The following is an 18,226-nucleotide window of genomic DNA, read 5'->3' as shown; positions in this document are numbered from 1 at the left end:
AGCCATGAATGCACTCGACAATGTCTCTCGCCGCGCGCTGCTGACCGGCGGCCTCGCCACCGGCTTCCTGCTCGCCTTCCATCTGCCGCTGCGCGCCGCCATCAACGAGCCGGTGCAGCCGGAGGACAAGACCGACGGCAAGTTCGCGCCCAACGCCTTCATTCGCATCGACCCGGAAGGCGTGACCACGCTGGTGATGCCTCAAGTCGAGATGGGTCAGGGAATCTACACCGCGGTCTCGATGATCCTGGCGGAAGAGCTCGACGCCGACTGGTCGAAGGTCCAGCTACTGCACGCACCGGCCAACGAGAAACTCTACGGCAATCCGATTTTCATCATTCAGGCGACGGGAGGCTCCACATCGGTGCGGGCGTTCTGGAAGCCGCTGCGCGACGCCGGCGCCGGCGCGCGCGCCATGCTGGTGCAGGCGGCGGCCGCGCAATGGAGCGTCGACCCCGCCAGTTGCACGACCTCTAAGGGTGTGGTGACCCACAAGGCGAGCGGCCGGACGCTCGGCTATGGCGCGCTGGCAGCCGCCGCGAGCGGCCAGACGCCGCCCAAGACCATCCCGCTCAAGGACCCCAAGGATTTCGTTTACATCGGCCAGCCGTTCAAGCGGCTCGACACCCCCGACAAGGTCAACGGCAAGGCCGTCTACGGCATCGACGCCATCGTGCCCGGCATGAAGTTCGCGACCCTGGCGCAGTGCCCGGTGTTCGGCGGCAAGATCGGCAAGGTCGATGACCGCGCCGCGAAGACAATTCCGGGCGTGCGGCAGATCGTCGTGCTCGACGATCTCGTCGCCGTCGTCGGCGATCACATGTGGGCGGCGAAGAAGGGTCTCGACGCGCTCGACATCGAATGGAACGAGGGACCGAACGCGAAGATCGATTCGAAGGCGATCTGGGACGATCTGCGTGCCGCCAGCACAAAGGACGGCGTGGTCGCCAAGTCCACCGGCGACATCGCCAAGGGCCTCGCGGCCGGCGAAAAATATGAGGCGTCGTTCGAGCTGCCGTTCCTCGCGCACGCGACGATGGAGCCGCTGAACGCCACGGTGCATTGCAAGCCCGATTCCTGCGAGATCTGGACCGGCACGCAGATCATGGCGCGCGTGCAGTCTGAGGCGGCGAAGGCCGCCGGACTTCCGGTCGAGAAGGTGACGGTCAACCAGCATCTGCTCGGTGGCGGCTTCGGCCGCAAGCTCGAGCCCGACATGGTGGTCACGGCGGTTCGCATCGCCAAGCAAGTCGACGGGCCGGTCAAGGTGGTGTGGACCCGCGAGGAAGACATTCAGCACGACGTCTACCGACCGGTCTATCGCGACACGATCGCGGCGACCTTGTCGGGCGGGAAAATCGCCAGCTGGAAATACAAGATCGCCGGCGCCGCGATCCTCGCGCGCTGGCTGCCGCCGGCGTTCCAGAAGGGCATCGATATCGACGCGATCGACAGCGCCACCGACGTGCCCTACGACATCCCGAATTTCCACGTCGAATATGTCAGGGCCGAGCCGCCGGCGATACCAACGGGGTTCTGGCGCGGCGTCGGCCCCAACAACAACGTGTTCGCGGTCGAATGCTTCATCGACGAATTGGCGCGCAAGGCGGGCAAGGACCCAGTCGAGTTTCGCCGGGGCATGCTGGCCAATCAGCCGCGCTTCCTCAACGTTCTCAATCTCGCAGCTGAGAAAGCCAATTGGGGTCAACCCCTGCCGGCACGCGTCGGACGCGGCGTGTGCCTGCAGCCTTCGTTCGGAAGCTTCATCGCAACGGTGGTGGAAGCGGAGGTCGACGAGCAGGGCGAGATCAATCTGCGACGTGCCACCTCGGTGGTGGACACCGGCATCGCCGTCAACCCCGACACGATCGTGGCCCAGGTCGAGGGCGGGCTGATCTTCGGCCTGACCGCTGCGCTCTATGGCGAGATCACCATCGAGAAGGGACGCGTCCAGCAATCCAACTTCAATGACTACCGGATGCTGCGGATCAACCAGACACCCAAGATCGAGGTTCACGTCGTCAAGAGCGGCGAGGCCCCCGGTGGAATCGGCGAGACCGGCACCACGGCGGGACCGCCGGCGCTGCGCAATGCGATTTACGCTGCAACCGGCGTGGCGCTGCGGCGCCTGCCGATCGATCGGAAACTGCTGGCTGCGGGGAAAAAGGCATGAGCGGCAAGATGCGTATCCTCGGAAGCCTCGTCGTCATTGCCATCGTCGTGGCCGGCCTCGGCCTCTGGATCATCCGCGGGCCCGGCCCGCTCGACTTTTCCGGCGGCACGAAAGTGGCGCTGGCCGATTACCGCGCGGGCAAGCCCACCGGGGTGCCTGCCAAGCTGGAGAAGGCAAGTCTCGTCGAGCGCGGCGAGTATCTCGCCAAGGCGGCGGACTGCATGGTCTGCCACACCAAGCCCGGCGAGAAGGACTATTCCGGCGGGCTCGCCTTCAAGCTGCCGTTCGGCACGCTCTATTCCACCAACATCACGCCGGACAAGGACACCGGCATCGGCAATTACAACGACCAGGATTTCCTGAACGCGGTCCAGCACGGCAAGCGCCGTGACGGCGCGCGGCTGTATCCGGCGATGCCGTACACGTCCTACACTTTCATGACGGACGAGGACGTGCTGGCGGTGAAGGCTTATCTGTTCAGCCTGCCTGCCGTGCGCGCGAAGGCGCCGGACAACACGCTGTCGTTCCCGTTCAACCAACGCTGGGCGATGATGTTCTGGTCGGCGGTGTTCAATCCCGATACGCGCTTTGCGCCGGATACCTCGAAGAGCCCGGAATGGAATCGCGGGGCGTATCTTGCGGAAGCTTTGGCGCATTGCGGCGAGTGCCACACGCCGCGCAATCTCGGCTTCGCGCTGGACAACCGCAAGAAGTTCGCCGGTGCCGTCACGGCTGGGTGGCGCGCCTTCAACATCTCCTCCGACAAGGCGACCGGCCTCGGCAATTGGAGCGATGCGGATCTGATTTCTTACCTATCGCTCGGTCACGCACCGGGACACGGCTCGGCATCGGGCCCGATGGGTGAAGCCGTCGATCACAGTTTCAGCCAGTTCGCCCCCGAAGATATCCGCAGCATCGTTGCGTATTTGCGCAGCGTGCCGCCGCAGCCCTCGCCCGATCTGCCAGCCACCACGGCGCCGGTCGCGCCGGCCTCGCACAAGGACGGCGTGACGGCGGATGCCCGCGGCAAGCAGCTGTTCGCCGGCGCCTGCGCCAGCTGCCACGGCTGGAGCGGCGAGAGCCCGGTGTCGCCGATGGCAACGCTCACGGGCACCTGGGCGGTGAATGACCCCGCGGCCACCAACGTCGCGCAGATCGTGATCTCGGGCACCAAGCGCCGCACGCCTGACGGCGCGCTCTCGATGCCGGCGTTCGGCAACGCGTATACGGACGATGAGATCGCGGCGGTGGCGAATTACGTCACCGGGCGGTTCGGGACGAAGGGCTCGAAGCTGACGGCGAAGGATGTGGCGGAGTTGCGGGGGCAGACAGCGGAGTAGGTGTCGCCACTGGTGCGGCGACCGTTGTTGCCATAGAAAGGCTGCCGCACATTCGGGGCGCGGACCCGAACACAATCGACTGGCTTTCGATGTCCCTTCCACCCGCCCAAATCGGCGCGCCGCTTTCCGAGATCGATACGCCGGCGCTGATCATCGACCTCGACGCCTTCGAGCGCAATCTCGACACGATGGCGGCGGCGGTCGGCAAGCTCGGCGTTCGGTTGCGCCCTCATGCGAAGACCCACAAGTCGCCGATCATCGCGGCCAAGCAGATCGCGCGCGGCGCGGTTGGCATGTGCTGCCAGAAGGTCGCCGAGGCCGAGGTCCTGGTGGCGGGCGGGGTGAGCGATGTGCTCGTCAGCAACGAGGTGGTGGGCCTGCGGAAGCTGGAACGGCTCGCAGGCCTGGCGCGCCACGCACGCATCAGCGTTTGCGTCGACGATTCCATCGCGGTCGAGCAACTGGCGCTCGCCGCGGAGCGGGCCGGGTCGCACATCGAGGTCCTGGTCGAAGTCGATGTCGGCGCCGGTCGCTGCGGCGTCAGGCCGGGCCCGGCGGCGGCTGGCCTGGCGCGGCAGGTGGCGGATTCGCGCTTCCTGTCGTTCGGCGGCTTGCAGGCCTATCACGGCTCCGCCCAGCATTTGCGAACGCCGGAAGAGCGGCGCGCGGCCATCGCCAGCGCTGCGAACGCGACCAGGGAGACGCTGCGCGCCCTTGAGCATGCGGGCTTTCAATGCCGGACGATTGGAGGCGCGGGAACCGGGACGTTCGAGCTCGAAGGCGCGAGCGGCATCTGGAACGAATTGCAGGCCGGCTCTTATATCTTCATGGACGCCGACTACGCGAAGAACGTCGCCGACGGGGCGCGCAACGCCAGCCCGTTCGAGCATGCGCTGTTCGTGATCGCGACCGTGATGAGCACCGCTTCCGGCGAACGCGCAGTCATCGATGCCGGCCACAAGGCCCTGTCGAACGACAGCGGATTTCCGGCCGTGCTGGGCCGTCCCGACCTGCGCTATAACAGACCCTCTGACGAACATGGCCTGCTCGACTTCGACGGCGCGTCGTCGCGGCTGGCGCTCGGCGACAAGGTGACGCTCATCCCGGGTCATTGCGACCCCACCGTCAATCTCTACGACTGGTATGTCGGCGTGCGCGGCTTCAACACGCCGGATGCCCGCGTGGAGGCGCTTTGGCCGATCGCGGCGCGCGGCGCGGTCACCTGAGATTGACGCACGAGCGCGCGTCGATCTCCGCCGTCGTCCCGGACAAGCGAAGCGCAGATCCAGGCCCCATACGGCGCAGCAATAGTTTCGCGAAGACTCGGAGTGACCGTCTTCGCGCAATAACTACTCCCTGGGGTTATGGGTCCCCGCGTGCGCGGGGACGACAGTGAGTGTGGCGTCGCGCCTCAGCTCAACCAGAATTTCGGCGTCGTCGGCTCCAGCCTGCCGCCGACACGCACGGGCGCAACTCGTAGCGCGAGCCCCGTCGCATCGTCCGTTTCCACCGCAACGCCGCTGAGCGTCGCCGCGCCCGCGGCCGGCTCGAACCGGCCCGATGGAATTCCCGACGTGAACCTCCGCAGCGGCTCTTCCTTCTGCATGCCGATGATCGAGTCGTAATCGCCGGTCATGCCGGCGTCGGTCATGTAGGCGGTGCCGCCCGTGAGGATCTGGTGGTCGGCGGTCGGCACATGGGTGTGGGTGCCGACGACGAGGCTGGCGCGGCCGTCGCAGAAGAAGCCGATGCCCTGCTTCTCGCTGCTCGCCTCGGCATGGAAATCGACGACGATGGCATCGGCAGCGACGCCGAGCGGACAGGCCCCTAACTCGCGCTCCAATGCTGCGAAGGGATCGTCGAACGGGGTCATGAAGACGCGGCCCAAAGCGTTGACGACGAGGGCATGCTTGCCGTTCTTGGTTTCGACCAAAGCGGCGCCGCGGCCGGGCGTGCCGCGCGGATAGTTGGCGGGGCGCACCAGGCGTTCGGCGCGCTCGATGAACACCAGCGCCTCGCGCTGGTCCCAGGAATGATTGCCGAGCGTCACCGCGTCGGCGCCGGCGTCGAGAAACTCCTGATAGATCGCTTCCGTGATGCCGAAGCCGCCGGCGGAGTTCTCGCCGTTGACGACGACGAAATCGAGCGACCAGTCCCTGACCATGCCGGGCAGATATTCGGCGATGGCGTTGCGCCCGGCACGGCCGACGACATCACCCACGAACAGAATGCGCAACTTCAGAACTCCGGAAATCGAATACGTCCGATTCCGTTAGCACATAATCCAGCGCGACGTCGTGGGCTAGTGCCGGAACGGCCTCGATCTCTTGCGCTGCAAAAGCAAGCCCGATGCCGACGATCTGCTTGGTCTTGCGCAAATGCGCAAAGGTGAAATCGTAATGCCCCGCGCCATAGCCGATGCGATGGCCGAGACGATCGAACGCCGCGAGCGGCGTCAGCATGATGTCGGGGATGACCTCGGCGGCAGCCGGTGATGGCTCGGGAATGCCGAGCGGGCCCATCATCAGGCGGTCGTTCGGATGGAAGATGCGGAACACCAGCGACTGGCCGCGCGCGGTGACGCAAGGCAGCGCCAGCGTCGCGCCCGCTTCCGCGAGTTTCTTCAGCAGCGGCATCGGATCGATCTCGTTGCGGATCGGCGAATAGCCAGAGACGATGCTGCCCGGCAGCAGCTTGAACGGCAACCCGCGTTTGGCGAGCTTTGTGGCGGCAGCGGTGCGCTTCTTCTCGCTCAGCGCGTCGCGCGCCGCGAGGGCTTTGGCGCGGAGTTCGGCTTTGGAGTTGGGCATGCGCGTTTTCGCTCCGCCGTCATCGTCCGCAACAGCGGACGGACATGACCCTGAGAGTGAACTGGACCGCCGGTTTGTCGTGGACTCAATTCGAAGAACGCAATTCAAGAAATAACAGTACGAAGCCGCGAACGCCGTTGAAGCACTCGATCCCGGAGTTCCCTACGAAAGTAGGTGGGCACCATATGCTCGGGCCCACGGGCCCGAACAGGGACAGTTCCCTAAAGGATCGATAAGGCCCCGGGGATATATGGCTCCTGACGCGCGTCGCAGCCTCGCCTTCGCAATGTAACAACGATACTGACGAATCGCCAGCCCGGCGAGCGGGTCGCCGCTTTCGCGCGGCATTCACGGGTCTTACCCTCCCCTGGAGGGGGAGGATCGTGACGCATGGAGCGAAGCGAAATGCGGCGCGGGGTGGGGGTGATCTCTCCACATCGCACACTGCCCGTGCTGAGAGATCACCCCACCCCGCTCGCGCTTCGCGCGATCGACCCTCCCCCTCCAGGGGAGGGTGGGCGCGCGGATACATCGAGTGCTACCCGATCGCGATGCCGCCTCCGACGGTCCGGTTCAGGACCTGGGTCGACTTCTCGATCCGCTCGGCGGCGGCGTTCAGCGCGTTGACCACGGCGGTCTGGGTCAACCGGGCGCGCTCGACGGCGGCGTTGCGGAAATCCCGGAGCTCGGTGAGCTCCTGCTCCATGGTGCGGATGCGGTTGCCCGAGTCGACCAGCTCGTCGCAGACGGTCAGCGCGGCCATCACGGTGAGCCGCGCATCGCCGATCTCGCCGAATTTTCCGCGCAGCGACTGAATCCGCGTCTCCAGGCTCTCGGCGAGCTTCAGCAGCCGCACCTCCTGGCCCTCCTCGCAGGCCATGCGGTATTGCCGGCCGTTGATGGTGACATTGATGTGGCTCATCCATCCTCTCCGGTATCGAGCACCGAGCGTATCGTGACGATGGCCGAATCCAGCCGGTCGGAGATCTCGCGGTTGGTGCGCTCGAGCTTGCGCGCCTTCACCAGCGCGCCGTCGAGCTCATCGGCCAGCCGCGATCGATCCGCGCCCAGCGCCTGGATCCGCGCGGCAAGCTCGTTCTCGTCGCGATCGGCATCACGTCGCCGCTCCACCGCGCTTTCGAGCGCGTCGAGCGCCGCCGTGAGCCTGCGGGTCGCGATCTCGATCTCGACGGCGGAGGACTCCGTCATGGCAGAGCTGTTGGACACCCGATCGTTCATGCAGTCAGCGGCGGAACCTGTGGCCTTGCCCTTGGACTTTGCCTTGGGCTTTACCCTGGAGCTTGCCGTCCGGCAAAAGACTCGGTTCGGCAAGCGGTTAGAAGCAGAAATTTACGTGGCAAGCTAGGGAAGCGCAACGCCGCCGCGAAACTATGCACTGCTAAGCAACTTTTACGGCCAAACCGGCGTTTGATTGCCTTGGCCTGCCGGAACCGAGGTGCTAATTCAGCCCCGACCCCAGTGGCCGAAAGGCTCTTTCCCGCGCGGGCACAACCGTCGCCAAGCGCCTCATTTCAGACGGATTTCAGACATGACGCAGGTCGATCACAACCGTATGGCCAACGCGATCCGCGGCCTCGCAATGGACGGCGTGGAGAAGGCGAAATCCGGCCATCCGGGCCTGCCCATGGGCGCCGCCGACATGGCCACGGTGCTGTTCACGCAGTTCCTGAAATTCGACGTGGCTGCACTGGACTGGCCCGACCGCGACCGCTTCGTGCTGTCCGCCGGCCATGGCTCGATGCTGCTCTATGCGCTGCTGCATCTGATCGGCAGCCCCGAGATGACGATCGACCAGCTCAAGGATTTCCGCCAGCTGGGATCGCTGACACCCGGACACCCTGAGCACGGCCATACCAAGGGCGTCGAGACCACCACCGGTCCGCTCGGCCAGGGTCTTTCGACCGCCGTCGGCATGGCGCTCGCCGAGAAGATGCTCGCCGCCGAGTTCGGCAAGAAGATCGTCGATCACCACACCTATGTGCTCGCCTCCGACGGCGACCTGATGGAAGGCGTGTCGCAGGAAGCGATCGCGCTGGCCGGGCACTGGAAGCTCAACAAGATGATCGTTCTCTACGACGACAACGGCATCTCGATCGATGGCCCCACCTCGATCGCCGATTCCGTCGACCAGGTGAAGCGCTTCAAGGCGTGCGGCTGGGCCGCCGAGAAGATCGACGGCCACGACCCGATCGCCATCGCCGCCGCGATCACGCGCGCGCAGAAATCCAACAAGCCGACGCTGATCGCCTGCCGCACCACCATCGGCTTCGGCGCGCCGCATAAGGCCGGCACCAACAAGGTGCACGGCGAAGCGCTCGGCGCTGACGAGCTCAAGGCCGCCAAGGAGAATCTCGGCATCTCGCTCGAGCCGTTCTCGGTGCCGGACGACGTGCTGAAGGCGTGGCGCGCCGCCGGCACCCGCGGCGCAGCGGCCCGGCAGGAATGGGAGACGCGGCTCGGTGAGCTCGGCAGCCGCAAGCGCGCCGAGTTCGAGCGCCGCCTGCGCCACGAGCGTCCGGCCGCGCTCGCCAAGGCGTTCCGCACCTACAAGAAGGAGCTGCTGGAAAAGCCGATGACTGCGGCCACCCGCAAGTCCTCCGAGGCCGTGATCGAGGTCATCGCCGGCGCGATGCCGATGGAGTTTCTGGCCGGCTCGGCCGACCTCACCGGCTCCAACAACAACAAGGCGAAGTCGGCGACCGCGTTCTCCGCCAAGACGCCGAAGGGCCGCTTCATCCATTACGGCATCCGCGAGTTCGGCATGTGCGCCGCCATGAACGGCGTCTTCCTGCACGGCGGCTTCGCACCGAACGGCGCGACCTTCCTGGTGTTCACCGACTATGCCCGCCCGGCGATGCGGCTTGCCGCGCTGATGGGGACCGGCGTGGTCTATGTCATGACCCACGATTCCATCGGCCTCGGCGAGGACGGCCCGACCCATCAGCCGGTCGAGCACCTGTCCGCACTGCGGGCCATTCCCAACATGCGCGTGTTCCGCCCCTGCGATGCCATCGAGGTCGCCGAGTGCTGGGAGATTGCACTGAATCGGATCGACGGCCCGACCGTGCTGGCGCTGACGCGGCAGAACCTGCCGCAGCTGCGGACGAGTGTAAACGAAAACCCCTGCCAATATGGCGCTTACGAGCTGGTCGCGGCCCAGGGCGAAGCCAAGGCGACGCTGTTCGCCTCGGGCTCCGAGGTCGAGATGGCGGTGGCCGCCCAGAAGCAGCTGGCCGAGCGCGGCATTCCGACACGGGTGGTCTCGGTGCCCTCGCTCGAGCTCTTGCTAGCGCAACCAAAGGAGCGCCGCGATGCGATCATCGGCAACGCGCCGATCAAGGTCGCCATGGAAGCAGCGGTGCGCTGGGGCTGGGATGCCGTGATCGGGCAGGATGGCGAATTCATCGGCATGCATTCGTTCGGCGCCAGTGCCCCGTTGAACAAGATCTTCAAGCACTTCGGGATTACCGCCGAGGCTGCGGTTAACGCTGTGCTGAAACGCGTTTCCTGAGAGTTGAGCTTGCCAAAAAAAAGGACTACGTAGTCTCTCATATGATCAAGCACCGCCCGGCCGAACCGGGCGTCCGCCCCTAAAAAACCTTCGCAGGCGCGTATGGCGCGTTGTGCGGGAAGACTAGGCGTTATTGAACCCGTCATTGAACGGTCATAAGGAGACGAAACATGGCAGTCCGCGTCGGAATTAATGGTTTTGGCCGCATCGGCCGTAACATCCTGCGGGCTATCGCCGAGTCCGGCCGCAAGGACATCGAGGTCGTCGGTATCAACGACCTCGGCCCGGTCGAGACCAACGCCCATCTGCTCCGCTTCGACAGCGTCCATGGCCGTTTCCCCGGCACCGTGACCGTCGATGGCGACACGATCAGCCTCGGCGGAAGCAAGATCAAGGTGACCGCCGAGCGCGATCCCTCTAAGCTGCCCTGGAAGGATCTCGGCGTCGACATCGCGATGGAATGCACCGGCATCTTCACCTCGAAGGACAAGGCCTCTGCGCATCTGACCGCCGGCGCCAAGCGCGTGCTGGTCTCCGCGCCCGCCGACGGCGCCGACGCCACCATCGTCTACGGCGTCAACCACGAGACGCTGACCAAGGACCATCTGGTCGTCTCCAACGGCTCCTGCACCACCAACTGCCTCGCACCGGTCGCCAAGGTGCTGAACGACCTGGTCGGCATCGAGACCGGCTTCATGACCACGATCCACGCCTATACCGGCGACCAGCCGACGCTCGACACCATGCACAAGGATCTCTATCGCGGCCGTGCGGCGGCGATGTCGATGATCCCGACCTCGACCGGTGCGGCAAAGGCGATCGGCCTCGTGCTGCCCGAGCTGAAGGGCAAGCTCGACGGCGTCGCGATCCGCGTGCCGACCCCGAACGTCTCGGTGATCGATCTCAAGATCATCGCCAAGCGCGCCACCGATGCCAAGGAAATCAACGCAGCGATGAAGCGCGCCTCCGAGCAGCAGCTCAAGGGCATCCTCGGCTACACCACCGCGCCGAACGTCTCGATCGACTTCAACCACGACCCGCACTCCTCGACCTTCCACGAGGACCAGACCAAGGTGCAGAACGGCACGCTGGTGCGCGTGATGTCCTGGTACGACAACGAGTGGGGCTTCTCGAACCGCATGGCGGACACCGCCGTCGCGATCGCGAAGGTGATCTAAGCAGGGGTCTCGTGTCCCGGACGCGGTGCAGCGCGCAAGCGCTGCTCCGCAGAGCCGGGACCCATCTAACCGCGGGACTCGCTGTGATGTGGGTCCCGGTTCTGCAGCGCACCGCTTCGCGCTGCGCAGCGCCCGGGACAAGAGAGCCAGAGATGACCAACAAATTCCGCACCCTCGACGACGTCGACGTGAAGGGCAAACGCGTGCTGCTGCGCGTCGATCTCAACGTGCCCATGGAGAACGGACGCGTCAGCGACGCGACCCGGCTCGAGCGCGTCGCGCCGACCATCACCGAGATCTCGGACAAGGGCGGCAAGGTCATCCTGCTGGCGCATTTCGGCCGGCCGAAGGGCCGCGATGCCAAGGACTCGCTGAAGCCCGTCGCGGAAGCGCTGGCGAAGGTCGTGAAGAAGCCGGTCGGCTTCGCCGACGATTGCATCGGCGAGCCCGCGGCCAAGGCGGTGGCGGCGCTGAAGGATGGCGACATCCTCTGCCTCGAGAACACTCGCTTCCACAAGGAAGAGGAAAAGAACGATCCCGCCTTTGTCGCGGAGCTCGCAAAACTCGGCGACATCTGGGTCAGCGACGCGTTCTCGGCGGCACACCGCGCCCACGCCTCGACCGAAGGCCTCGGCCACAAGCTGCCGGCCTATGCCGGCCGCACCATGCAGGCCGAGCTCGATGCGCTGGAGAAGGCGCTGGGCTCGCCGACCAAGCCGGTCATTGCAATCATCGGCGGCGCAAAAGTCTCGACCAAGATCGACCTTTTGGAAAATCTCGTCACCAAGGTCGACGCGCTGGTGATCGGCGGCGGCATGGCCAACACCTTCCTGCACGCCCAGGGCGTCGGCATCGGCAAATCGCTGGCCGAAAAGGATCTCGCGCCCACCGCGCTGCGCATCATGGAAAAGGCCGAAGCCGCCAATTGCGCGATCATCCTGCCGGTCGACGCCACCGTCGCCTACCACTTCGCCGCCAACGCGCCGTCGCATGCCTACGGCCTCGACTCGATCCCGGCCGACGGCATGATCCTCGACGTCGGTCCGCAGTCGATCGCGCGGGTCCATGCCGCCATCGACGATGCGGCGACGCTGGTCTGGAACGGACCGCTCGGCGCCTTCGAGATGCAGCCGTTCGACCGCGGCACGATGGCCGCCGCCAAGCATGCCGCCGAGCGCACCAAGGCCAAGAAGCTGATCTCGATCGCGGGCGGCGGCGACACCGTCGCGGCGCTCAACCAGGCCCATGTGGCCGGTCAGTTCACCTATGTTTCGACCGCCGGTGGCGCATTTCTTGAATGGATGGAAGGCAAGCCCCTGCCCGGCGTCGAAGTTCTGCGCATCAAGTAATCAGTCTGCAAGAAACTAGCGGCCGCCAGAGGCCCAACCGGAGAGAAAGACACATGGCTCGGATCACGTTGCGTCAATTGCTCGACCATGCGGCTGAGAACGATTACGGCGTACCGGCCTTCAACATCAACAACATGGAACAGGCGCTGGCGATCATGGACGCGGCCAATACGGTCGACGCGCCCGTCATCATCCAAGCCTCGCGCGGCGCGCGTTCCTACGCCAACGACATCATGCTCAAGCACATGATGGACGCGGTCACCGAGATCTATCCGCACATTCCGGTCTGCGTGCATCTCGACCACGGCAACGAGGCAGCGACCTGCATGACCGCGATCCAGGCCGGCTTCACCTCGGTGATGATGGACGGCTCGCTCAAGGCCGACGGCAAGAGCCCGGCCGACTGGACCTACAATGTCGGCGTCACCAAGACCGTGACCGACATGGCCCATCTCGGCGGCATCTCGGTCGAGGGTGAGCTCGGCGTGCTCGGCTCGCTCGAAACCGGCATGGGCGACAAGGAAGACGGCCACGGCGCCGAGGGCAAGCTCAGCCACGACCAGCTCCTGACCAATCCCGACGAGGCCGTGAAGTTCGTGCAGGAGACCAAGGTCGACGCGCTCGCGATCGCGATGGGGACGTCTCACGGCGCCTACAAGTTCACGCGCAAGCCCGACGGCGACATCCTCGCCATGAACGTGATCGAGGAAATCCACCGCAAGCTGCCGAACACGCATCTGGTGATGCACGGCTCCTCGTCGGTGCCGCAGGACCTCCAGGACATCATCAACGAGTTCGGCGGCAAGATGAAGCCGACCTGGGGCGTGCCGGTCTCCGAGATCCAGCGCGGCATCAAGCACGGCGTGCGCAAGATCAACATCGACACCGACAACCGCATGGCCATGACCGGCCAGATCCGCAAGGTGTTCAAGGAGCACCCGGAAGAGTTCGACCCGCGCAAGTACCTGAAGCCCGCAATGGAAGCGATGACCAAGCTGTGCAAGCAGCGGCTGCAGGAGTTCAATACCGCAGGCCAGGCCTCCAAGTTCAAGAAGGTTCTGACCCCGGCCGAAATGGCCAAGCGCTACGCCAAGGGCGAGCTGGACCCGAAGGTGGCGTAAGCGATCGCGCGGTGGCGTAAGGCTGGCTGCGCCCTATCCTCCCCTCGCCCCGCTTGCGGGGAGAGGGTTGGGGTGAGGGGGAGTCTCCCCGGGGACGCTGGCAATTGGACCCGCGGAGAGTCCCCCTCACCCGGAATACGCGCTTTAAGCGCGCATTCCGGCCTCTCCCCGCGAGCGGGGAGAGGCGAACAACCCTGACCTCCCGCCCCTTTACCCTGCGACGAACGTTAACTCGGCAATTGCCCGAGAACCGTCTATTTTCACAGGCAAGGGCAGAATCGTTTTGGGAGGACCTCTCGATGAATCTGACTGAGCTCAACAAGATCGCGACCGCCATGGTCGCGCCGGGCAAGGGCATTCTTGCCGCCGACGAATCCTCCGGCACCATCAAGAAACGTTTCGACGCGATCGGCGTGGAATCGACGGAAAGCAATCGCCGCGACTATCGCGAGATGCTGTTCCGCTCGAAGGAGGCCATGAGCCAGTATATTTCCGGCGTGATCCTCTATGACGAGACGATCTGGCAGGACGCCGCGGACGGCACGCCGCTGGTGAAGCTGATCGAACAGAGCGGCGCCATCCCCGGCATCAAGGTCGACGAGGGCACGCAAGCCCTGCCGATGTGCCCGGGTGAGCTGGTCACCGTCGGGCTCGACAAGCTCGCCGAGCGGCTGAAGAAATACTACGAGCGCGGCGCGCGTTTCGCCAAATGGCGCGCGGTGATCGACATCGGCAGCGGGATTCCCTCGATGACCGCGATCAGCGTCAACGCCCACGCGCTGGCGCGCTACGCCGCGCTGTGCCAGGCGGCGCAGATCGTGCCCATCGTCGAGCCGGAGGTGCTGATGGACGGCGATCACGACATCGACCGCTGCTATGAAGTAACCCAGCGCGTGCTCAACAAGACATTCCAGGAGCTGCGCGTGCAGCGCGTCGCGCTTGAAGGCATGGTGCTGAAACCGAACATGGCGATCTCAGGCAAGAAGTGCCCGAAGCAGGCCTCCGTCGAAGAGGTCGCGGAGAAGACGATCCGACTGCTGAAGGCCTGCGTGCCTGCGGCGGTGCCGGGCATCGCCTTCCTGTCCGGCGGCCAGTCGGACGAAGAGGCCACAGCGCATCTCAACGCCATGCACAAGCTCGGCCCGCTGCCCTGGGGCCTGACGTTCTCCTACGGCCGCGCGCTGCAGGCCGCGCCGCAGAAGGCCTGGTCGGGCAAGGCCGAGAACGTCGCGGCCGGGCAAAGCGCCTTCAGTCATCGCGCCCGCATGAACGGGCTCGCCTCCAGGGGCGAGTGGCAAAGCAGCCTGGAAAAGAAAGCAGCCTAGATCTTGTCGAACAAATCGCCTCCGCCGCGCCCCGCGCCGCGCCTCTATCTCGCGACGCCTGTCGTCGATGATCCCGCTGCGCTTCAAGCCGAGTTGCCGGCCCTGCTTGCTGCCGCCGACGTCGCGGCCGTGCTGCTGCGGCTGAAGGAGACCGACCAGCGCACCATGATCACGCGCATCAAGGCGCTCGCGCCGGTCGTGCAGAAGGCGGGTGCCGCGCTGCTCGTCGAAGGCCATCCCGAGCTCGTTGCACGCGGCGGCGCCGACGGCGCCCATCTGCCCGGCATCGCCGCGCTGAAAGAGGCGCTGCCATCGCTCAAGCCCGATCGCATCGCCGGCGTCGGCGGGCTGACGACGCGGCACCATTCCATGGACGCGGGCGAGATCGGCGCGGATTATGTGCTGTTCGGCGAACCCGACGGCAAAGGCCAGCGCCCGTCATCGCAGGCGATCGCCGAGCGGCTGGACTGGTGGGCCGAGCTGTTCGAGCCACCTTGCGTCGGCTTTGCCACCTCGCTCGAGGAGGCCCATGACTTCGCGGCCTGCGGCGCCGATTTCGTGCTGGTCGGCGAATTCATCTGGGCCGATCCGCGCGGGCCCAAGGCTGCGCTGGTCGAGGCCGACGCTGCGATCAAGAAGGCCCATGCGACTGCGCTTGCAGAGCAAAATCCTGTGAGCGGCGAGCACGGCTAGCGCCCGACATGAAGCTCCCGCGCATCACCCTCCTGGCCACGCTGCTGCTCACGGCGCCCGCCGCCGCGCAGCTCCAGATCGCGCCGCAGGTGACCACGCCGAGCGCGCCCGCCGAAAAGCCGAAGCCCAAACCGCACACGATCACCAAGAAGAAGGAGGCCGCGCCGGCGCCAAAGCCTTCGGCGTCGCCCAAGCCGGCCCCCTCGCCCAAGCCGGCGCTGCCCGCGACCGTGATTCCCGCGCCGGCGACCGACACTCCCGGTGTCGATCTGGTGTTCGGCGCCTATCAGCGCGGCCAGTACAAGACGGCGTTCGATCTCGCCACCGACCGCGCCAAGGCCGGCGATCCCAAGGCGATGACCATGCTCGGCGAGCTCTATTCCAATGCCATGGGCATCCGCCGCGATTACGCCAAGGCGCTCGAATGGTACAAGCGCGCCGCGGACGCCGGCGACCGCGAGGCGATGTTCGCACTCGCCATGATGCGCATGTCCGGCCGCGGCGGCCCTGTCGACAAGGGCGAGGCGGTCAAGCTGATGGCCTCCTCCGCCAAGCTCGGCGAGCCCAAGGCGGCCTATAACCTGGCGCTGCTCTATCTCGACGGCCAGACCCTGCCGCAGGACGTCAAGCGGTCCGCCGAGCTGTTGCGCCAGGCGGCCGATGCCGGCCTGCCCGAGGCGCAATACGCGCTCGCGACGTTCTACAAGGAAGGCACCGGGGTCCCGAAGGACGCGGAACGCGCGGTGCGGCTGCTGCAGGCCGCGTCACTGGCCGACAATGTCGATGCCGAGGTCGAATACGCCATCGCCATGTTCAACGGCACCGGCACGCCGAAGAACCAGCCCGCGGCTGTGGCCCTGCTCCGCAAGGCCTCCCGCCAGGGCAGCGCGATCGCGCAGAACCGGCTGGCCTGGGTGCTGATCAACGGCATGGGCACGTCCGTGGACAAGGTCGAGGGGTTCAAATGGCATTTGGTCGCCAAGACCGTCGGCAAGGGCGATCCGGAGCTCGACAAGCAGTTTTCCGACCTGCCGGCCGAGGACCGCTCCAAGGCCGAGGCCGCCGCCCGGAAATGGCTCGGGACCAAATGACTTGACCCAATGACTTGACGTCAGGCGCCCCGCAGGGCACCCCATCCCTCAAAGACGCGCGATTTCGCGCCATTTTCCCCGATCAAGACCAGAGCACATGCTGTATTCCGCCACTATCAACGTCATGGTCAAGGCCGCGCGCCGCGCCGGCCGCAGCCTCAAGCGCGATCTCGGCGAGATCGAGCATCTCCAGGTCTCGCTGAAGGGCCCGGCCAATTTCGTCTCGCTCGCCGACAAGCGCGCCGAGGAGATGCTCTACCAGGACCTCGCCAAGGCCCGGCCCGGCTACGGCTTCATCGGCGAGGAAGGCGGCACCCGCGAGGGCAGCGACAAGAGCCACACCTGGATCGTCGATCCGCTCGACGGCACCACCAACTTCCTGCACGGCATCCCGCAATTCGCGATCTCGATCGGCCTCGCCCGCGAGGGCACCATCATTGCTGGCGTGATCTACAACCCCGCCAATGACGAGCTCTACATCGCCGAGCGCGGCAAGGGCGCCTTCCTCAACGACCAGCGCCTGCGGGTGGCCGGCCGTCGCCAGCTCAACGAATGCGTGGTGGCCTGCGGCCTGCCCCATATCGGCCGCGGCGACCACGAGGAATTCCGCCGCGAGATGACTGCGATCCAGGACCGCGTCGCCGGCTTGCGCCGCTTCGGCGCCGCCTCCCTCGACCTCGCCTTCGTCGCCGCCGGCCGCCTCGACGGCTACTGGGAGCGCAACCTCCAGTCCTGGGATGTCGCCGCCGGGCTGATCATGGTGCGCGAAGCAGGTGGGACGGTGACCGACATCGACACGCCGGGCGACCCGGTTGTGACCGGTCATGTGGTGTGCGGGAATGAGTTCGTGCACGGGGAATTGGTGAAGATTTTGCGGAAGCCGGCGTAACAGCGCAAGCTCGACGCCCAGCACTCATCGCGCGGAGGCGCCCCCCTCGGAGCGGCTTTTCGATGTCGCGCGGGAAGGCTCTTTGTGACCACACGGCGGTTGCCCGGTTTTCTGCCGAGAACATCAGCCTGACGTCTGCAGCAAGCACCTACGAGGACGATATGTCCGACACTCAAATCAGCCTGGTGAAAGTCGACGCAATCGATATCGGCGATTTCAAAAAGGAATTGCAGGACGCCTTTTCGATAGCTGTTAAGGAGGAATTCGACAATCTGCCGGATGGGCCCATTCCTTCAGACGACGACTTGGACCATTCGATCAACGCCAAGGGAGCGGTGGCGCTGCGGATCATGTGCGATGGCAGAAAGGTCGGCGGCGCAGTGGTGAGCATCAATGAAGAAACCCACCGCAATACGCTGGATCTTTTCTTCTTGAAGGTTGGCGAAGAGGGGCGCGGTTTGGGCCACAAAGCCTGGCTTGCTTTGGAACACCGGTATCCGAAAACAGTGGCGTGGCGGACTCACACTCCATATTTCGAGAAAAGAAACATCCACTTCTACGTTAACAAGTGTGGTTTCAAGATCATCGAATTCTTCAACGACCGGCATACCGATCCGAACCACCCAGTTGTTTCGGACGATCCGGCGGGGAGCGAAGGATTCCTGTTCGAAAAGGTCATGTAGGTAACAGCCCTCCTCGGCGGGCTGGTGAAGATCTTGAGGAAA

The 18,226-nt window shown here is 65.4% G+C and carries 17 protein-coding genes and 1 other RNA gene; 13 read left to right on the top strand and 5 right to left on the bottom strand.

The genetic code is table 11. The features are described from left to right. Positions 1–4: 4 nt before the first annotated feature. The 3 genes from FNV92_RS05390 to FNV92_RS05380 all read left to right on the top strand — a co-directional run bounded on the left by FNV92_RS05390 (position 5) and on the right by FNV92_RS05380 (position 4,739). Positions 5–2,173 (top strand): xanthine dehydrogenase family protein molybdopterin-binding subunit, encoded by a 2,169-nt coding sequence (locus FNV92_RS05390; RefSeq protein WP_168213338.1) that lies wholly within the window; start codon positions 5–7, stop codon positions 2,171–2,173. Then, on the top strand, positions 2,170–3,513 hold the full coding sequence (locus tag FNV92_RS05385; RefSeq protein ID WP_143841808.1) for a c-type cytochrome: 1,344 nt from the start codon (positions 2,170–2,172) through the stop codon (positions 3,511–3,513). The genes FNV92_RS05390 and FNV92_RS05385 overlap by 4 nt, the downstream gene beginning before the upstream one ends. Positions 3,514–3,602: 89 nt before the next feature. Next, positions 3,603–4,739: a DSD1 family PLP-dependent enzyme gene (locus FNV92_RS05380; RefSeq protein WP_143841809.1), complete on the top strand. Its 1,137-nt coding sequence runs from the start codon at positions 3,603–3,605 to the stop codon at positions 4,737–4,739. A gap of 185 nt (positions 4,740–4,924) precedes the next feature. Here the strand turns inward: FNV92_RS05380 and FNV92_RS05375 are convergent, their stop codons facing one another. The 5 genes from FNV92_RS05375 to FNV92_RS05355 form a co-directional block, all read right to left on the bottom strand. Beyond that, the gene (locus tag FNV92_RS05375) at positions 4,925–5,749 is read right to left on the bottom strand and encodes a TIGR00282 family metallophosphoesterase (protein ID WP_168213339.1); all 825 of its coding nucleotides are present in this window, start codon (positions 5,747–5,749) and stop codon (positions 4,925–4,927) included. Then, positions 5,727–6,323 carry a 5-formyltetrahydrofolate cyclo-ligase gene (locus tag FNV92_RS05370; protein WP_168213340.1) on the bottom strand — a complete coding sequence of 199 codons (597 nt, stop codon included), beginning with the start codon at positions 6,321–6,323 and terminating at the stop codon, positions 5,727–5,729. The genes FNV92_RS05375 and FNV92_RS05370 overlap by 23 nt, the downstream gene beginning before the upstream one ends. A gap of 118 nt (positions 6,324–6,441) precedes the next feature. Beyond that, a non-coding RNA gene (gene ssrS, locus FNV92_RS05365) (6S RNA) lies at positions 6,442–6,602 on the bottom strand. 259 nt (positions 6,603–6,861) lie between these two features. Continuing rightward, positions 6,862–7,245: a cell division protein ZapA gene (locus FNV92_RS05360; protein ID WP_014439723.1), complete on the bottom strand. Its 384-nt coding sequence runs from the start codon at positions 7,243–7,245 to the stop codon at positions 6,862–6,864. Next, positions 7,242–7,562, bottom strand: a complete 321-nt coding sequence (locus tag FNV92_RS05355; RefSeq protein ID WP_014439722.1) for a DUF4164 domain-containing protein — start codon at positions 7,560–7,562, stop codon at positions 7,242–7,244. The genes FNV92_RS05360 and FNV92_RS05355 overlap by 4 nt, the downstream gene beginning before the upstream one ends. On the opposite strand from FNV92_RS05355, the gene FNV92_RS05350 reads away from it, so the two are divergent. The 10 genes from FNV92_RS05350 to FNV92_RS05305 all read left to right on the top strand — a co-directional run bounded on the left by FNV92_RS05350 (position 7,531) and on the right by FNV92_RS05305 (position 18,184). Continuing rightward, positions 7,531–7,689, top strand: coding sequence for a hypothetical protein (locus FNV92_RS05350; RefSeq protein WP_158324543.1), 159 nt, complete (start codon positions 7,531–7,533; stop codon positions 7,687–7,689). The two genes, FNV92_RS05355 and FNV92_RS05350, sit on opposite strands and share 32 nt — an antisense overlap. Positions 7,690–7,872: 183 nt before the next feature. Then, on the top strand, positions 7,873–9,855 hold the full coding sequence (tkt, locus tag FNV92_RS05345; RefSeq protein ID WP_143841811.1) for a transketolase: 1,983 nt from the start codon (positions 7,873–7,875) through the stop codon (positions 9,853–9,855). A 170-nt stretch (positions 9,856–10,025) separates the two neighbouring features. Continuing rightward, positions 10,026–11,033: a type I glyceraldehyde-3-phosphate dehydrogenase gene (gap, locus tag FNV92_RS05340; RefSeq protein ID WP_014439720.1), complete on the top strand. Its 1,008-nt coding sequence runs from the start codon at positions 10,026–10,028 to the stop codon at positions 11,031–11,033. A gap of 152 nt (positions 11,034–11,185) precedes the next feature. After that, complete coding sequence (locus tag FNV92_RS05335; RefSeq protein ID WP_143841812.1) at positions 11,186–12,382, top strand: phosphoglycerate kinase; 1,197 nt, start codon at positions 11,186–11,188, stop codon at positions 12,380–12,382. Positions 12,383–12,435: 53 nt separating this feature from the next. Next, entirely contained in the window at positions 12,436–13,503 is a 1,068-nt protein-coding gene (gene fba / locus FNV92_RS05330; RefSeq protein ID WP_143841813.1) for a class II fructose-bisphosphate aldolase, read from the top strand. Between the two features lie 299 nt (positions 13,504–13,802). Beyond that, positions 13,803–14,828, top strand: coding sequence for a class I fructose-bisphosphate aldolase (locus FNV92_RS05325; RefSeq protein WP_143841814.1), 1,026 nt, complete (start codon positions 13,803–13,805; stop codon positions 14,826–14,828). A gap of 3 nt (positions 14,829–14,831) precedes the next feature. After that, complete coding sequence (locus tag FNV92_RS05320) at positions 14,832–15,521, top strand: thiamine phosphate synthase (RefSeq protein WP_143841815.1); 690 nt, start codon at positions 14,832–14,834, stop codon at positions 15,519–15,521. Between the two features lie 8 nt (positions 15,522–15,529). Then, positions 15,530–16,612 carry a tetratricopeptide repeat protein gene (locus FNV92_RS05315; RefSeq protein WP_143841816.1) on the top strand — a complete coding sequence of 361 codons (1,083 nt, stop codon included), beginning with the start codon at positions 15,530–15,532 and terminating at the stop codon, positions 16,610–16,612. A 97-nt stretch (positions 16,613–16,709) separates the two neighbouring features. Beyond that, positions 16,710–17,501: an inositol monophosphatase family protein gene (locus FNV92_RS05310; RefSeq protein WP_143841817.1), complete on the top strand. Its 792-nt coding sequence runs from the start codon at positions 16,710–16,712 to the stop codon at positions 17,499–17,501. A 62-nt stretch (positions 17,502–17,563) separates the two neighbouring features. Next, the gene (locus tag FNV92_RS05305; RefSeq protein ID WP_210248043.1) at positions 17,564–18,184 is read left to right on the top strand and encodes a GNAT family N-acetyltransferase; all 621 of its coding nucleotides are present in this window, start codon (positions 17,564–17,566) and stop codon (positions 18,182–18,184) included. Positions 18,185–18,226 lie beyond the last annotated feature (42 nt).

This window comes from Bradyrhizobium cosmicum, assembly GCF_007290395.2.
Classification (GTDB): Bacteria; Pseudomonadota; Alphaproteobacteria; order Rhizobiales; family Xanthobacteraceae; genus Bradyrhizobium; species Bradyrhizobium cosmicum.
This window is presented reverse-complemented; position numbering and strand designations above follow the sequence as displayed.

What these genes read in the sequence shown, in the direction of transcription:
- FNV92_RS05390 (WP_168213338.1), top strand. Translation starts at nt 5, where the DNA reads ATGAATGCACTCGACAATGTCTCTCGCCGCGCGCTGCTGACCGGCGGC.
- FNV92_RS05385 (WP_143841808.1), top strand. Translation starts at nt 2,170, where the DNA reads ATGAGCGGCAAGATGCGTATCCTCGGAAGCCTCGTCGTCATTGCCATC.
- FNV92_RS05380 (WP_143841809.1), top strand. Translation starts at nt 3,603, where the DNA reads ATGTCCCTTCCACCCGCCCAAATCGGCGCGCCGCTTTCCGAGATCGAT.
- FNV92_RS05370 (WP_168213340.1), bottom strand. Translation starts at nt 6,323, where the DNA reads ATGCCCAACTCCAAAGCCGAACTCCGCGCCAAAGCCCTCGCGGCGCGC.
- FNV92_RS05360 (WP_014439723.1), bottom strand. Translation starts at nt 7,245, where the DNA reads ATGAGCCACATCAATGTCACCATCAACGGCCGGCAATACCGCATGGCC.
- FNV92_RS05350 (WP_158324543.1), top strand. Translation starts at nt 7,531, where the DNA reads ATGGCAGAGCTGTTGGACACCCGATCGTTCATGCAGTCAGCGGCGGAA.
- FNV92_RS05355 (WP_014439722.1), bottom strand. Translation starts at nt 7,562, where the DNA reads ATGAACGATCGGGTGTCCAACAGCTCTGCCATGACGGAGTCCTCCGCC.
- tkt (WP_143841811.1), top strand. Translation starts at nt 7,873, where the DNA reads ATGACGCAGGTCGATCACAACCGTATGGCCAACGCGATCCGCGGCCTC.
- gap (WP_014439720.1), top strand. Translation starts at nt 10,026, where the DNA reads ATGGCAGTCCGCGTCGGAATTAATGGTTTTGGCCGCATCGGCCGTAAC.
- FNV92_RS05335 (WP_143841812.1), top strand. Translation starts at nt 11,186, where the DNA reads ATGACCAACAAATTCCGCACCCTCGACGACGTCGACGTGAAGGGCAAA.
- fba (WP_143841813.1), top strand. Translation starts at nt 12,436, where the DNA reads ATGGCTCGGATCACGTTGCGTCAATTGCTCGACCATGCGGCTGAGAAC.
- FNV92_RS05325 (WP_143841814.1), top strand. Translation starts at nt 13,803, where the DNA reads ATGAATCTGACTGAGCTCAACAAGATCGCGACCGCCATGGTCGCGCCG.
- FNV92_RS05315 (WP_143841816.1), top strand. Translation starts at nt 15,530, where the DNA reads ATGAAGCTCCCGCGCATCACCCTCCTGGCCACGCTGCTGCTCACGGCG.
- FNV92_RS05310 (WP_143841817.1), top strand. Translation starts at nt 16,710, where the DNA reads ATGCTGTATTCCGCCACTATCAACGTCATGGTCAAGGCCGCGCGCCGC.
- FNV92_RS05305 (WP_210248043.1), top strand. Translation starts at nt 17,564, where the DNA reads ATGTCGCGCGGGAAGGCTCTTTGTGACCACACGGCGGTTGCCCGGTTT.